The following is a 17076-nucleotide window of genomic DNA, read 5'->3' as shown; positions in this document are numbered from 1 at the left end:
CTGCGCGCGTAATGTTTTTTTTTCATCTTATAAAGTATTAATGAATAATACTTTAAGTTACCACTTTTCTAATTAGCGACGAAGGAGCTTTCGTTCAACGTATGTGTAAATGCATATTGTGTTTATATCTATTATGTCTATATTTGTTTAATTATCAGTTATTGAGTTATTTATGTTCTATAATTTGGTCTAAAGGGCTTTTTATATTTGCAAGAGATCGTTTGCTTACGTGTGTGTAAATTTCTGTTGTGGTACTCGATACATGACCTAAAAACGTTTGAATGTATCTAAGGTCGATACCATGTTCTAATAAATGAGTTGCAAATGAGTGGCGTAGCATATGTGGAGTCACCTTTTTGTTTATTTCTATTTTTACAACATCCATCTTCCGGTGTTGTGCTAAAGAGAGGATTATTTTGGGCTTTACAGGCATCAAATCATGTTTTTATATATACAAATATATAAAATCTGTTTATATGCAAGTGTTTGTAAATTCTATTTTTGTGGGGTGATGAAGTTAATCTCTGTCGTCAATTTGGAAAAAATGGTCTATACCCACCCAGTGAAAACGGCCATACCCGTTCACTTTTTTAAATCAGCTATGAATTTACAAAAAATTATTCATTCTGTTATTTACGCCTTGTATCTCCTTTAAGATCGAAGCGGTATGCGGTATGCACGATTCTATCTATAATGGCAAATTAATTAAACCTAAATCCAGAGGGTCAGCATGCTCCGTTTTTCGAAAAGCATTTGTTCGCGAGAGGGGTCAACATGCTCCAGAATATCCACCTGTGATGTAAATCCTCGCGAATGGCTTACGGATGTATTATCTAAGATTGCGTTATACAGAAGCAATTATGATTTAGACTTGGCTGATCTTTTGCCGCACAATTGGAAAAAGTCTAATAGTTGTCAGAATATTCCAAAAAACACCCACTAATTTCGATTAATTCCAGAAGATTCCAGTAAAACTTAGAGAATTCCAACGCTCCAATCGACATCCGGATTGGAGCATTTTTTTACTTTGCAATATGTAGCAGACCGCATATTTACTGAATATTAAACTATCAATAAAACGACCGCAGGGCAGGCCAGAACAATAGCCCCGGGGCCGGCGTTGGCGAGAGAGCTTCAAGGGCGCACTCGAGGTGGTAGTGTGGCTGGCCTAGCGCGAAAGAAGAGTGTGCAGGATGGAATTGGAGCTCGGTGCGGGTTGATAGCGATCTATTGTTCTAGACTTTTTTGGTCCTTTTTGTGGCAATGACAAAAAGGACATGACGATAATTTTCAATCAATGAGTGATTCTCATTTGAAAGCTCAACTATCAGGTTAACGAGCGCAGGGTTGGCCAGAACAATAGCCGTGGTCGGCGTTGGCGAGAAGCTTGAGGGTGGCGAGTTGTTGGAGTTGTTATAGTTGGCGAGTTGGTAAAGTTGTTAGATAGTTAGGTCGTTAGATTGTTAGCTTGTTAGGATGGCGAGTTGGTAAAGTCATGGAGTTGTTGAGTTGTGTTTTTCATTTAATCGACATCTTTCATTTGCATAAGAAACTATCAGTTAGTGTATTGCAGGGTTGGCCAGAACAATAGCCCCGGGGCCGGCGTTGGCGAGAGAGCTTCAAGGGCGCACTCGAGGTGGTAGTGTGGCTGGCCTAGCGCGAAGGAAGTGTGCGCCGGACGGAAAGGGAAGTTGATGCAGGGCAGATAATGATCTATTGTTCTAGACCTTTTTGGTCCTTTTTATGGCAATGATAATAACGAAGTTATCATGAGGACCTTTTAAAATATACCTTTCCGAGTAAAAAGGACATTAACGGAAGTTTCAAAAGCAAAGAAAATTATCATATAAGTTAGAAGCATTACTCTCAATTAGATAACGAAAGTACCAATGCTGCAACAGAATCTTTCGATACAAAAGTATAGGATCTCAGAAGATAATACAAAGGTGTTGTTGATGTAAAGTTCTTCTTGTTTAGATTAACAAAAATATTTGCATGACAACTATAAACAACATCTATACCCAACTTTTGGCACTGACCCGAGTTTTCTTGCAAAGACTAAGTAGTGTGAGTTATATATGACCCCTAAAACACAGAAGGACTATCCGTTGCCGAATAGTCCTTCTGTGTTTTAAAGCTGTATCTAATAGATAATTAAGCTTTGTTTGTGGAGCTGCAGGGTTTCGAACCCTGGTCCAGTCAAGGAAGCCATATGCTTTCTACATGCTTAGCTTTGACTTAATTTTCGAATAACAGCTGGATCAAAGCCACCGACTGCTACCTTATCTTCTTTATTTAAGCAATAATGCGAAGAAAACTATTGCCGGTTCCCGATTTTCCAGCATCTCTGATGTAAGCCGCCTCAGGAAGATAGCACTTACGAGATGTCTTGTTTCAGTATCTTATACCGAATAATGCTAATCTACTATACTTCGATTAAGCTGCAAGAGCGTAATTATTTTCGCCAATTAAAAAGTTGAAACCCGTGATTAAAGAGCCGGAATTCCTGTGCTCTGCATGCTTACATACCACTTTCACCTGCTGTCGAATCCAAGTCAGCCCCTTGTGGTATTAATATCTGCAAAAGTAATAAAAATAAAGGATAGTCAAAAAAGAAATGTAATTATCATCTGTTTATATTATATTGTTAATAATACTTTGATATTTGAAGATAATAGATTATATTAAGTTATCATTTTACGAACCAGTCAGAACCATATTGTAACATATGGTTATTATAAGATAGAAAATACATTTACATGATAACTGAATTTACCATTGGAATACTGAGGGAGACGCAACGAAATCCGGATACCAGGGTTGCTTTAGTTCCTCAAGGTGCACGTAGATTATTAAACGATTATAAAGGATTGTCCATTTTGGTACAACCTTCTAAATCAAGGGTTTTTTCCGATGAGGAGTATGTGGATGTAGGTTGTATAATCAGTGAAGATTTGTCGCCTTGTGATTTGCTTTTAGGAGTAAAAGAAGTGGATAAAAATACCTTGATGGAAGGTAAAACATATATGTTCTTTTCGCATACAGCAAAAAAGCAACAGCATAACCAAACATTGTTGCAAGCTATCATTCATAAAAATATTACTTTAATAGATTATGAATATTTATTTACATCCAAAAATGAACGTATTGCTGCCTTTGGATATTTTGCAGGTTTAGTAGGAGCCTATAACACCCTCAGAGCCTATGGTATTAAAAAAGATATTTTTTCTTTGGCACCTTTAACCGGAACGACTACGAAAGAAAAGTTATGGAAGGAGTTGAAAAAAGTTGTTGGGCGAAATGATAAGATTTTAATCACTGGTAAAGGAAAAGTTTCCCGTGGAGTTGAAGAAGTGATGCAGGCTTGTCATATTTATAAAGTGGATATTGATGGCTTCTTTAATAAGACTTATGATGATCCGGTCTATTTTATTGCAGACCCTTTACAATATGCGAAACACAAAAATTCAATTCCCTTTACGTTTAGTGATTTTAAAGCTCATCCCAGGGATTTTAAAAGTAATTTTTTACGTTTTGCCGAGGTGGCAAATATATATATGGCTACTCATTACTGGGATATTCGTTCGCCAAAGATGTTTTCGTTAGAAGATGTTAAATCACAGTTGTTTAAGATTGAAGTTATTGGAGATATAACCTGTGATATCGATGGTTCTGTACCTACCACCCAACGAGTGGGAAGCATAGATAGTCCCTATTATGATTATAATCCGTTTACTGGAGAAGAGGAGAAAGCTTTTTCTGGAGGGAAAAATATAACAGTGATGGCGGTGGATAAATTGCCCAGTATAATACCCAAGGAATCGTCGGAATATTTCTCAGATCAATTGGTAAACCATGTGTTGAGTTACTTTTGGATGGGAGACTATAATAAAGTACTCAAAAAAGCTACCATTGCTAAAAATGGTAAGATTAAAAAACGCTTTGCACATTTACGGAGCTTTGTTCAGGAACGATTGTAAGGACTGATAAGTGTTTTTTGGGGGTACAGTTTTCCTTTAGTAATTACTAATGTTATTGATTTTAAGATTGTTCTGTTTGGGTGTTGTTTTGTTCCTGTTCGGCATACTCTTTGGGCGAAATTCCATAGTATGATTTAAAGGTGGTAGAAAAATGAGAAAGGCTTGAGTATCCCAATGAATAAGCTACTTCGCTTACGTTGATCTTTTTATTAACAAGAATATATGCCGCTTGTTTCATTCTTACGTTTTTTATCAAGTCGCGGGCAGATTGATTGGTGATTTCTTTCAGCTTTCGATGCATATGTACGCGGCTGATTCCAACACCATCGGCCAACATCTCCACATTTAAGTCATTATTGGAAATATTATCACGAATAATGGTCATGACCTTTTGTATTAATATTTCATCGTGCGATTGAATATCTATGGGATCAAGCTCGTATTTTTCGTTTTTATTTTTCCACTTGTTAAATATTTTATTTCTGTTCTCCAGTAGGTTGACAATTGACTTTTTTAAGAAATTTGTGCTGAATGGCTTTATTAAGTACATGTCAGCTCCTGTTTCAATCCCTTCTGCCTTATCTTCTTCTTTAGAAAGGGCTGTTAGTAGAATAATGGGAATATGATTGGTTTCAATATGGTTTTTTACCTTTTTACAAAAGGTGATACCATCCATTTCGGGCATCATAATGTCGCTTAAAATTAAGTCGGGCATCTCTTTTAGTAAGCAAGAATGGGCTTGCTTACCATTTTCAAAGGCAATAACCTTATACAATGGTTTGAGTTCTTCCACCAAGTAATTTCTGATTTCCAGCTCATCTTCTACTACCATTATTTTATAGGTTGATTGGGGTTTAGAAGGAGTGTTCTGCAACTTAGAGGAGGTTGGAATATCTAAAAATGCTTGTGATGGGGCAGGCAACATATTTTCAGAAGTAATCAAATCTTCTTTAACTAGGTGTTTGTTGCCAAGTGGTATTTGAATGATAAATCTACTTCCTGTTATATTTTCACAGGGTTCTGCAAATAGTCTTCCTTTATGCAGCTCAACCAATGAACGTGATAAATGGAGACCAATTCCTGTGCCGGTAATATTTCTGGTTTCTTTGGAGTTTACTTGATAAAAACGATTGAATATCTTCTCGCTATCCGTTTTTTTGATGCCTATTCCGTTGTCTTCTACTATTATTTGTGCTGATCTTTTTAGTTCGGAGATGTATACAGTTATCTTTCCTCCTGTATTTGTAAATTTAAAAGCGTTGGACAATAAATTGGTGATCACTTTTTCAAAGTTCAAAGGGTCAATCCATGCTTTGATAGTGGACTTTTCTTTTATAACCTCTAAGGTAATTTCTTTGGAGGTAGCCAAATAATTGTAGGATTCTGCAATATTGCTGATAAAGCTACAAAGATCAGTCTCCTGAAATTTTACCAGCATTTTCCCCTTGTCTAATTTTCTAACATCCATTAATTGGTTGATTAATCTGAAAATGCGGTTCGCATTCTGGTGCATAATTCCAAATAGTCGTTGGTTTTCAGCGTTTGAGGGCAGGGAAATCAGTTTTTCCAGGGGATCGATAATTAAACTAAGCGGAGTACGAATTTCATGTGAAATATTAATGAAAAATTGCATTTTCTTTTCATTCATTTTTTCTACTTCAATTCGTCTGAAGGTTTGTTTATATAGCTGAAAGCCTGCAAAGGTGATCAGAAAGGCCAATAAACCTCCAAAGACCTTGGCGATATTGGTTTTGTACCATGGGGGGTGAATAATAATGGTAAGTTTTCGGGCTTGTGATACTTTATCCTTATCTATACCTCTCACTAAAAATTGGTATTCTCCGTGTGACAGATTGGTATAGGTGGCTGTTGGGTTAGTGGTTGAATTTTTATTCCATTTGCGGTCGAAGCCTTCCATCATGTACTCATAATTAATTTTCGATTGATTAGAAAGTTCTTTGGATGTGAAAGAAATGGAAAAAACATTGTCTTTTTCGAGCAGATGAATACTATCTGCTACTACAATCGACTTGTTGAGAATAGTGTATTTTCCTGTTTTTGTACCTATTTTAACTGAGGTATTAAACCGCATAAAATTTGTTAGCATTATGTCAGGTAATTCAGAAATAAACAGGTTGTAATCTTTGTTTATTTCTGTAACTCCATTGATCCCTCCAAAATATATGCTGTTATCCGCTGACTTATATACGGCATTGCGATAGAATTCATTAGACTGTAATCCGTCTGAGGCATAATAGTTCACAAAGGTATTATTCGAAGGGTTTAGGCGACTCAAGCCTGTGTGTGTGCTTATCCATAATTGGCCATACCTATCTTCTTGAATGGCACATATTACATTACCTGCTATTCCGTCTTCTTTGGTGTAGGCCGAAAATGACATATTTGCCGGATTAATTTTTACTAGCCCTTTGTATGTCCCCAACCAAATATTGTTTTTATTGTCAGGATGAATGCAATAAATAATATTACTAGGGAGAAAGTTATTGTTGGTGGAATAAAATGATAGACTCTTGTTTTGAGCGTTGAAATATACAAGACCTTGATAGGTAGCTAACCAGATATTTTCATGGTTATCTATATAAATGTCGTTGATGATTTTGGGTATTAAATTGTTTAAAGAATCAGCTATCTGGAATCCTTTACTGAACTTATTATTGTTCAAGTTTAAACTTATTAGCCCGTCACTATATGTTCCAATCCAAAGTTTATTTTCTGTGCCTTTTTGAATGCAACCGATGTTATCACTCGGTATACTGCCAGCATCTTGTGGATTATGCTTGTATGATAAAATGTTTCCTGTTTTTTTGTTGTATCTGATTAAACCATTGGAGTAGGTGCCTATCCATAAATATTTAGCATTGGAATCGTATAAACTAAAAATAGTATTATTGGCATCATCATTGGTTAGTTGGGCAAGGTTAATATGTGAAACAGCATTATTATCTTTACTGATACGGTATAGACCGTCTCCATCTGTTCCTATCCATAATCCAAGCGCGTCACCATCGAGTGCAGTTACACAGCTTGAACCAATGCTGGTAGGATCAAATGCACGATATCCATAGTGCTTAAATAGACTTGGAGTTTCAGGAAATAGATACAAACCCTTTTGAAAAATTCCGGTCCAGATGTTGCCATCATGATCTTCCAGGATGCAATGTATCTTACTTTTAGAAAAATCGAAAGTGGAGTTGGAAGGGAGGTATTCAATTAACTTGTCTGTTTGTTGGTTATAATGATAAAGACCAAGACCATCCGTACCAACCCATAAGCGATTTTGCGAATCAAACATTATTTTTTTTACAGGTAGCTGGTATTTATGATGCGTTGGTGAGAATACACGACTTACTTGCTTGCTCTGTGTATTTAATTTATAGAGCCCCTCTTTTAAACTTGCAATAAATATATTGCCTTTTTTATCTCCTGTAATGGAGGTAATGCTGGTGGCAGGTATTTGGAAATTTGCGGATTTAGTGTGGGTATAAGACTTTATTACTCCCGTTGCAGGGGCGTAGGTGCATATGCCGTTATCATCCGATCCTAACCATAAGGTACCGTTCTGATCCTCGTAAATAGTCCTTAAGAATAAACTGTTTAACTGGTTGTTCAGACTAGTGGAGTATCTTGAACGACCTATCTCTATGGGTATGCGAATGAGACCATGTCCGGAAGTGGCAATCCATATATCGCCATTCTTGCTTTCAATAATGCCAGTTACAAAGGGGTGTATTTCGGTGTTGGCAATGTAAATTTTTACGCTAGTAAACGTTTCTGTATCTGAGTTATATTTTTGTAAACCATTTATAAATCCTATCCATATGTTGTGATTGCTGTCTTCGGTTAGGGTGGTAACATAGTTGGCTTTCAATCCATGTTCCTCTTCGGTAAAGGTGGTGAATTTTATTCCATCAAATCTATTTAATCCATCTTCAGTTGCCACCCAAATAAAACCTAAATGATCTTGAAATACTTCATTAATGAGACTATTGGACAGTCCATTTTCATAATTGTAAAAGTGTTTGCTCTGGCTTATTATTCTGCCGAAAAATAGAAGCAAAATAAATACCAGAAGCTTTTTTATGGGGAATGACATGTTCGTGTTCGTTTGTTAAAATTCTAAAATATAAAAATTGATACAGTTTAAAGTTTAAAAAGCACAAAAAAATGGCCTGTTAGGCCAGATGTAACGCATTATAAAGAATATGTAACCTACAATAAAACGATGTAACGTATTTTAAAGTCTCTGTAACCTTTGTAGACGTCAGGTAATTAGACAAGGGATACATTTGTATAACAAGTTTTAACACTTGAAAATCAAATTTAAACAATGTCTGATATGGTTCATATTTTTAAACAGTACCTGTTACTAATTTTACTTATTGCACCATGGTTATTATCATGTAATCATAAAAAATACTGTGATACCTCTTTAAGTTTCGAAACGCGTGTTGATGATGTGTTGGCCCAAATGACGCTGGAAGAAAAAGTGTCGCAACTCGTATATAATTCACCTGCCATTGAACGTTTGGGTATTCCGGAATATAACTGGTGGAATGAATGTCTGCATGGAGTGGGTAGGGCCGGTATTTCCACCGTATTTCCACAAGCCATTGGTATGGCGGCTATGTGGGATGATAGTGCTATGTTTGATATCGCTACAATAGTTTCTGATGAAGCCCGTGCTAAACATCATGCTTTTGCAAAAAAAGGAAAAAGAGGTATTTATCAAGGACTAACTTATTGGACTCCTAATATTAATATTTTCAGAGATCCACGTTGGGGAAGAGGAATGGAAACCTATGGCGAAGATCCTTACTTGACAGGAAAATTGGGAGTGGCGTATATTAAAGGATTACAAGGAGATGATGATAAATATTTGAAATTGATTGCTACGGCCAAACATTTTGCCGTACATAGTGGTCCGGAAGTCTCACGTCATCGCTTTGATGTTGTTCCTAGTAAATATGACTTTCTGGAAACATATAGTCCGCAGTTTAAAATGGCCATCCATGAGGCTGGTGTGTACTCTGTGATGTGTGCTTACAACAGTTATAAAGGGAAACCTTGCTGTGGTAACTTGGAGTTATCTAATTTATTACGAAATGAATGGGGCTTTGAGGGTTATATTGTTTCTGATTGTTGGGCAGTAACTGATTTTTACGCTCAGAATGGACACGAAATAGTAAATACTAAGGCTGAAGCCGCTGCTATTGCTCTTAAAGCAGGAACAGATTTAAACTGTGGAGACTCTTATCCTGCATTGGTTGAAGCGGTTAAGGAAGGGTATCTGACTGAGGATGAGATTGATGTTTCTCTGAGGAGACTTATGTTGGCTCGAATGAAGTTAGGTATGTTTGATAAAGATGTTCCTTTTGAAAACATACCTTTGGATGTTGTAGATAGCGAGCAGCATCAGCAAGCAGCATTGGAAGCAGCACGAAAATCAATGGTATTACTTAAAAATGAGGATGATTGTCTGCCATTTTCAAAACAAGTGAAGCGCATAGCGGTGATTGGTCCCAATGCCAATAACACCGATGTGCTTTTGGGAAATTATCATGGATACCCAAGTAAAATAGTTACGCCATTTCTAGGAATAAAAAATAAGGTATCAACTGCTGATGTGGGTTATGCGTTAGGTTGTCACCTGGCTGATAGTTTACCTGTGCTTACAGCCATACCCCCAGAAGTTCTATTTACTGATAAAACGAAAAGTAGTCACGGACTAATCGGGGAGTATTTTAACAACCTTACTTTTGCTGGTAAGCCACAAACGTATAAAGTAAACCATAATATCGATTTTAAATGGTGGAACAATTCTCCTGATAAGACAATTAATCCAGATACTTTTAGTGTTCGTTGGTCAGGTGTCTTGGTTCCTGAGCTAACAGGTAAGTATGCCATTGGAACAGAATCTTTTCCAAAAGTAAAGTTATGGGTTAATGGAGAACTTTTGGTGGATTATAAGAGTGAGCACCATCCAGCAAAGGAATACGAATACCTGGACTTAGAGGCAGGAAAACCCTATAATTTAAAAATTGAGTACATACAGGAAAAAACCGAATACGCCAGAGCCAGTCTTTTGTGGGAAGCTCCTTCCAATGACTTGAAGAAAGAGGCCTTGGAATTGGCACAACAAGCTGATTTAGTAGTGTTGTGTATGGGATTAAGCCCACGGCTAGAGGGAGAAGAAATGAAAGTGAAAGTGGATGGTTTTTCTCATGGCGACAGAGATGATATTCAATTGCCTGCAGTACAGACTGACCTTATTAAAGCAATATATAATTTGGGTAAACCTACTGTTTTGGTTTTACTAAATGGAAGTGCCTTGGCTTTTAACTGGGAAGCTGAAAATATTCCAGCTATTCTCGAAGCCTGGTACCCAGGGCAAGCAGGAGGGACTGCCATTGCAGATATCATTTTTGGCGATTATAATCCTTCAGGAAGGTTGCCGCTCACTTTCTATCAATCCGTTGGTCAATTACCTGATTTTGACGATTATGATATGGCTGGTAGAACTTATCGTTATTTTGATGGAGAACCATTGTATGAATTTGGTTACGGACTAAGTTATACCAACTTCGAATATAGTAAGTTAAAGGTACCAACCAAGATTTGTGCTGGAGATGAGTTTACGGTGAATGTTACGGTCACAAATACCGGAAAAATGGATGGAGAAGAGGTTGTGCAGCTTTATATATCCCATCCTTATTCTAGTCTGCCGAAAGCCATTCGCAGCCTGAAAGGATTTAAAAGAGTAGCCCTAAAAGCAGGTGAAAGTATCGAGCTTGCCTTTAAATTAACACCGCAGGATATTGCCTTGTTAAATACTGATTATGAATATGTAATACAAGAAGGAGCAGTGGAGGTTTCTGTTGGTGGATCACAACCGAATGAGCAAAGGGTTAAAGATAAGAAGGTACTAGGTGCTACAGTTAAAATTGAAGTAAATGATGCAGCATATTACACTGTTTTGCAAGAGTAATGGGTAAAAAACACTATAAAATCAAATTCACAAAAATCTACAAAAACATGAAAGGAAAAAGAGAGACATAGAATTTAATGGAGAATTTAATAGTATTATTTAATAACCCAATTGCCAATAATTCGATCCTAAAAAAAAGAACATCGGATTGTTGACCTTAAAATCAAATTTTTATGAAGATAAAGATTCATTTATTAAGAACAGGATTTCTTATTCTTGTGCTAATGTGTATGCAATACTCTTTGTATGCCCAGAGTATGCAAGTTACAGGTTCTGTAGTGGATAGTAAAGGGGAGCCAATTCCTGGAGCTAATGTTTCCATTCCGGGAACAACGATCGGAACGATAACCAACATTAATGGTGCTTATACCATAAAAGTTGAAGCCACAGGTAAGTTGCAATATAGTTTTATTGGTTTTCAGCAGCAGATAATAGAAGTAAATAATCGTACAGAAATAAATATAACCTTAAATGAAGATCTACAAGATTTAGATGAGGTTGTTGTTGTTGGTTATGGAACCACCAAAGCACGAGATTTAACGGGGGCAGTTAGTTCAATTAAAGCAGATGAACTGGAAGATAAAGCATTTGTGGCCATTGATCAGGCACTTCAGGGTAAGGTCTCTGGTGTTACCATATCTCAGAATTCAGGTGCACCTGGTGGTGGTATATCAGTGCGTGTGCGTGGTATTACTTCGTTAACAGGAAGTAATGAGCCTCTTTATGTCGTAGATGGTGTGCCTATTGATGGTAACTCCAATAATGATAGTTTTAGTTTTGCAACCATGGGAGGAGAAAGTGGTCAAACCAAAGTGAGTGCCCTTTCTACGATTAATCCAAACGATATTGTTTCTATTGAGGTGTTAAAAGACGCTTCTGCTACTGCAATATATGGTTCTAGAGCCTCTAATGGTGTTATTTTAATTACTACCAAAAGTGGAGAGGCCGGGAAATCTAAAATCTCTTATGATGGGTATTATGGGGTTCAGGAAATAACAAAGTATTTGAAGGTGATGGATTTACCTCAGTACGCTGAATATTTAAACGAGGTACGTGTTCAGGACGGTCAGGATCCCAAAGACTCCTTCCTGGACCTAAGTTTGCTTGGGAAGGGAACGGATTGGCAAAAAGAAATTTTTAGAGTAGCCCCCATTACGAATCACCAACTTTCGGTTTCTGGAGGTACCGAAAAAACCAAGGTATATTCTTCTTTTAACTACTTTCAACAAGATGGTATTTTAATTAATACTGACTATGAACGTTTTGCCTTACGACTAAACCTTGATCATCAGGTGAATGACTGGCTGAAAATTGGAAATACAATAACAGCTAGTAACGGAAAAGAGAATATCGCTTATAACGATTCAGAGGATGGTGTTATAATGGGTGCCTTGAGACAATCGCCTGAAGTTCCTGTTTATTATTCAGATGGTAGTTGGGGAGGACCGGTCGGAGCTGATGGTGTTGGTTCTGGTGGAGGTGGAAACCCTGTTGCCTGGTCAACGATTCGTTCTTCTTATCTGGAAAGAAGTAAAGTGCTTGGAACTTTATATGCTGAACTTAGCTTGTTAAAAGACTTTAAGCTAAGAAGTGAATTGGGTTACGACTTTAACTTTAACCAAATGTCTTCCTTTAACCCTTCATACGAAATTGGCGATTTAAAGAACGAAACAGGTACTTCCTTTAAATATAATACCAATAGTTTTTATTGGATCATGAAAAACTTTTTGACCTACAGTAAAAAAATAGATAATCATAATATTACTGCTATGGTAGGCCATGAAGCGCAACATTCAGACTGGGAGCAAATTCAAGCCACCAGGGGAGGTTTCTTAACCAATGATTTAACAGCATTGGCTATTGGTGACTCAGAAACAGCAGGTGCAAATAGTATGCAAAACCAATGGGCAATGCAATCGGCTTTTGCCAGAGCTAATTATAGTTTTAATAATAAGTATTTGTTAACAGGAACTATACGTGCTGATGCTTCATCCAACTTTGGACCTAACAATAGATGGGGGTATTTTCCTTCGTTCTCGGCAGGTTGGGTTGTTAGTGAAGAACCCTTTATGGAACCTCTAAAAGGAACTTTGGATTGGGTGAAGATACGTGCCGGTTATGGTGAGGTGGGTAACCAAAATATTGGCGCTTATGCCTATGGACAATCCTTGGCTACTATTAATTCGGCTTATGGTTCGGCTTTTATACCAGGAAATATTGCAAATCCGGATGTTAAGTGGGAAACTACTACATCTACCAATTTGGGTGTGGAACTAGGGTTCTTTAATAATAGAATTAACATGGATGCTGATTTGTATATTAAAAAGTCGAAAGACTTTTTGTATCAGTTGCCTATGGCATATTACTATGGTCGGGAAGCGTTTTCTGCGCCCTATGTGAATTTAGGAGAGATGACCAATAAAGGATTCGATCTATCAATCAATACGGTGAATACCAACTCAACCAGTCCGTTAAAATGGAACTCGAGTATCGTATTCTCCATGTATCGCAATGAACTCACTGAGTTAGCAGATGAAAATTCTACAATTACGCAGGTTATTCAGTTTAACCAAACGGTTACTCAAACATCGGTGGGTAATCCCATAGGCCAATTTTATGGTTACGTTACGGATGGGTTATTTACTTCGATGGATCAGTTGAATAATGCACCTAGCCAAGGAATAATTGATGAAGATAATGGTGTTTGGCTGGGAGATTATAAGTTTAAGGATGTGCATGAGGATGGCGTAATTGATGATAAAGACAGAACGATCATTGGTAGCCCTCACCCGGATTTTACTTTTAGTGTTTCTAATAATTTATCATATAGAAATTGGGATTTTGCCCTTTCTATGTACGGATCTTATGGTAATGATATTATCAACTGGACAAGAAAAGTAACAGAAGGAATGACTGAACCATATGGAAACCAGTCTGTAAAAGTGGCGGATAGATATAGGTTGGGGAATACAGATACAGATATGCCTCGTTACGTTTCCGGAGATCCTAATTCAAATGCGCGTGTATCGGACCGTTATGTGGAAGATGGTTCTTTCTTGCGAATCCAGAATATTACTTTGGGTTACACTTTACCCAAGAGATGGCTCGATAAAACAGGTATTATTTCAAACCTAAGGGCTTACGCTACTGTTCAGAACCTACATACTTTTACGCATTATAGTGGATACGACCCTGATATTGGTGGACATAGTAATAATGCATTGCTGGCAGGTATTGATAATGGTAGATACCCTGTGCCGCGTACGTATTTATTTGGTTTAAAACTTGATTTTTAGTCGTCACATTAAAAAAGAAAAAGAGATATGAATAAATATAAGATATTAGGATTATGGATGTTATTGGTCTTTATGTCGGCCTGTTCAGAAGATTTTCTGGACATTGCTCCTGAAGATAAAATAACCGTGGATAATTATTATAATTCAGATGATCAATTGCTCACAGGAGGTGCAGCGCTTTATAACCGACCTTGGTTTGCTTTTAATGAAAAATTTATTCTTTGTCTGGATGTTTATGCCGGAAATGCTTCTGGTGATTATGTAGATATAGCACAGTTTAATAAGTTTGCGGTTTTTGCTGCCAATCAATTCTCAACTGAGGGATATCAATCATTATTTTCAGTGGTCGCATATGCAAATAATTTATTAGATATTGTTGAAAATAGAGCTGGTCAGAATATTTCAGAAGAGGTTAAAGAGTGGTCGCGAGGTGAGGGTTTGTTTATGCGTTCTGTGGCTTATTATTTCTTGGTAAGAACCTTTGGCCCGGTACCTATCTTAGAGGATATTGACCAATATGGCACCGACGCTGTTGTTTATAAAAATCGGGTTGAAGATATTTATACTTTAATTGAACGTGATTTAAAAGAAGCTGCCGAGTTATTGCCAATGGCATGGTCAGAAACCAATGCAGGAAGAGCCACCAAGGGTGCAGCCAATGGTATGTTGGCCGAAATGTATTTAACCTTAGGTGATTATGCCAATGCAAAACTTTATGCTGATAAAGTGATCGAGAGTGGAAAGTATTCGTTGATGCCCAATTATTACGATAACTTTCAACCTAAAAATGGGGTGAGTAGTGATAATAATAAGGAATCTATTTTTGAGCTGCAGTGGGTGTCTCCTCCGCAAGGTGAACACTGGTATTATACCAATACGCATCAGGCTTATTTAGCAGCCGCAGGTAAATTAACAGGTACAGGAGATGGATGGGCAACCTTTATTCCGTGTAACGACTTTATTGCAGCTTATGAAGAAGGTGATTTGAGACGGCATCCTACAATTATGGAGAAAGGAAACTTTTATCCAGAATTAGTAACTAAAGAAGGAGGGTATCTGGTCGAAAATTCATTGACGGCAAACTATGCTGGTTTTAGAAAGTATGTGGTTGGGTCTGCCGAAGAGTGGCCATCGGTTAATTTTATGAATACTGACGTTAATACGCATATTTTGCGTTATGCCGAAATTCTTTTAATTCGTGCAGAGGCTATCTTAGGAACTGCATCATCTACCACTGATGCAACTGCTTTGGCGGATATAAATGCGGTGCGTGAACGTGCCGGCTTAGAAGCATTAACCGAAATAACATTGGACGATATTCTTCATGAGAGAAGAATGGAATTGGTGATTGAAAGTGGAGACAGATGGTTTGACCTGGCTCGTATAAATCGTAATAAGGCCATCGATATTCTGTCGAATACGGATAGGGCATATTTGGCCGACCGTGAGGACCCTTCGCTGGGGACACAAGGAGGAGGAAGATTTATTGTACCGCAGGAAAGTGATTTCCTATTGCCCCTTCCGCAGGTGGAAACTGATATCAATCCTTTGCTTCTGGAAGCGCCTGTTGCTTATGAATTCAATTAACAATTAAAGTTATTAAAATGAAGAAAATATTAAGATTTAGTATCCTCACAGCTTTATTTGTTGGAATAATGGCTGTGGCTACTTCGTGCGAAGATGACGAAACATATAATCCGGAGATATCATTATTAAGGTCAACCAATAAAGATATTTCAACAAATGCTCAAGGCTTTCCTGGTGATTTAATTGTTGCTGAAGGGGTGGAGCTAAACAATATGAAAGCGATTGGTTTTGTTACCACAAAAGATACAGTAAATGTTGTGTTTAATCCAGTGTTAAATTCCCCTATGGCCGTGATGTTTAATATTCCTTTTGATGAAGACTTAGGAAGTGAACTTGGGATGCAGCAAATTTTGTTTGTGAATAAAAATGGAACTGAAGTGACAAAGGCCTTTGAAGTGCTTCAACCGGAACCGGAAATAAGCTCCTTTAGTCCTGCTCGCCCCAAAGCTGGTGAAAGTACTACTATTCAGGGAAAATGGTTTCAAAATCTCGAGAGTGTTAGCTTTGCAGGACAAGCTGTAGAATATACGCAATTTTCATCTACCGAAATATATATTGAAATTCCGGAAGGAGCAGAGCCTGATGATGTGGTTGTAACTACTTCTGTAGGAATGGTTAGTGAATATCTGGATGTTGATTTAGGTTACAATGTGTATTTGTATAATGATTTAGATGGGGGCGGTTTATTCGCTAATAATGAGTGGTGGAATAATGGTGATTTAACCGATCCGGTGGTCATTAGTACCGAAGGTGGCATTGATGGTAACTATGCCGAAATTACGTGGAGCGGATCGACTTCAAATGGATGGGGTAATGCAGAAACTTCATCCGGAGCAAATCCCGCAATACAGGAAACCAATCAGGAAGATGTACTTTTTGTTTTTGAAGTATTTTGTGTAAGTGGCGCTGGCTCATCTATGCAAATTCAAATTGATGATGGTGGCACTACATGGGCACATGATTATACCTTCTCTGAAGATGAAGTGGGTAAGTGGATAACCGTTGAAATGAGTACGTATGATTTCGGTAGAAGCTATGACCCAAGTAACCAAACACATGATATGGACTTGCAAGGTATAAGCAAAGTTAAAGTGGCTATCAATAGTTGGAGTGGTATCGTCCCAACCACAGTAAGAGTTGATAATCTGCGATTCCACGGTTATTATTGAAATATACCTGTGCATTAGAGGTTTATGCTGTGCGTATA

Annotated in this window: 7 protein-coding genes and 1 other RNA gene; 5 read left to right on the top strand and 3 right to left on the bottom strand. The window is 37.5% G+C overall.

Annotated features, from left to right (window positions below; all coding sequences use genetic code 11):
• Positions 1-166: 166 nt before the first annotated feature.
• Positions 167-385, bottom strand: a complete 219-nt coding sequence (locus CYTFE_RS0107260) for a tyrosine-type recombinase/integrase (RefSeq protein ID WP_262505499.1) — start codon at positions 383-385, stop codon at positions 167-169.
• Positions 386-2165: 1780 nt separating this feature from the next.
• Positions 2166-2563: a transfer-messenger RNA gene (gene ssrA / locus CYTFE_RS29340) on the bottom strand.
• A gap of 196 nt (positions 2564-2759) precedes the next feature.
• Here ssrA and CYTFE_RS0107255 point away from each other — a divergent pair.
• A complete protein-coding gene (locus CYTFE_RS0107255; RefSeq protein WP_044212760.1) occupies positions 2760-3980 on the top strand; it encodes an NAD(P)-dependent oxidoreductase in 1221 nt (406 codons plus the stop codon).
• 61 nt (positions 3981-4041) lie between these two features.
• On the opposite strand, the gene CYTFE_RS0107250 is transcribed toward CYTFE_RS0107255, so the two are convergent.
• Positions 4042-8094: a hybrid sensor histidine kinase/response regulator gene (locus CYTFE_RS0107250; protein WP_027471272.1), complete on the bottom strand. Its 4053-nt coding sequence runs from the start codon at positions 8092-8094 to the stop codon at positions 4042-4044.
• 243 nt (positions 8095-8337) lie between these two features.
• On the opposite strand from CYTFE_RS0107250, the gene CYTFE_RS25435 reads away from it, so the two are divergent.
• From CYTFE_RS25435 to CYTFE_RS0107230, 4 genes are all read left to right on the top strand, one after another.
• Positions 8338-10986, top strand: a complete 2649-nt coding sequence (locus CYTFE_RS25435) for a glycoside hydrolase family 3 C-terminal domain-containing protein (protein WP_235208141.1) — start codon at positions 8338-8340, stop codon at positions 10984-10986.
• A 173-nt stretch (positions 10987-11159) separates the two neighbouring features.
• Positions 11160-14282 carry a SusC/RagA family TonB-linked outer membrane protein gene (locus CYTFE_RS0107240; RefSeq protein ID WP_044262643.1) on the top strand — a complete coding sequence of 1041 codons (3123 nt, stop codon included), beginning with the start codon at positions 11160-11162 and terminating at the stop codon, positions 14280-14282.
• 27 nt (positions 14283-14309) lie between these two features.
• Entirely contained in the window at positions 14310-15869 is a 1560-nt protein-coding gene (locus CYTFE_RS0107235) for a RagB/SusD family nutrient uptake outer membrane protein (RefSeq protein ID WP_027471270.1), read from the top strand.
• A gap of 17 nt (positions 15870-15886) precedes the next feature.
• Positions 15887-17038, top strand: coding sequence for a glycan-binding surface protein (locus CYTFE_RS0107230; protein WP_027471269.1), 1152 nt, complete (start codon positions 15887-15889; stop codon positions 17036-17038).
• Positions 17039-17076: the final 38 nt, after the last annotated feature.

Origin of the sequence: Saccharicrinis fermentans DSM 9555 = JCM 21142 (assembly GCF_000517085.1) — a bacterium.
Classification (GTDB): Bacteria; Bacteroidota; Bacteroidia; order Bacteroidales; family Marinilabiliaceae; genus Saccharicrinis; species Saccharicrinis fermentans.
The sequence above is the reverse complement of the archived record's forward strand: the minus strand, read 5'-3'. Positions and strand labels throughout refer to the sequence as shown.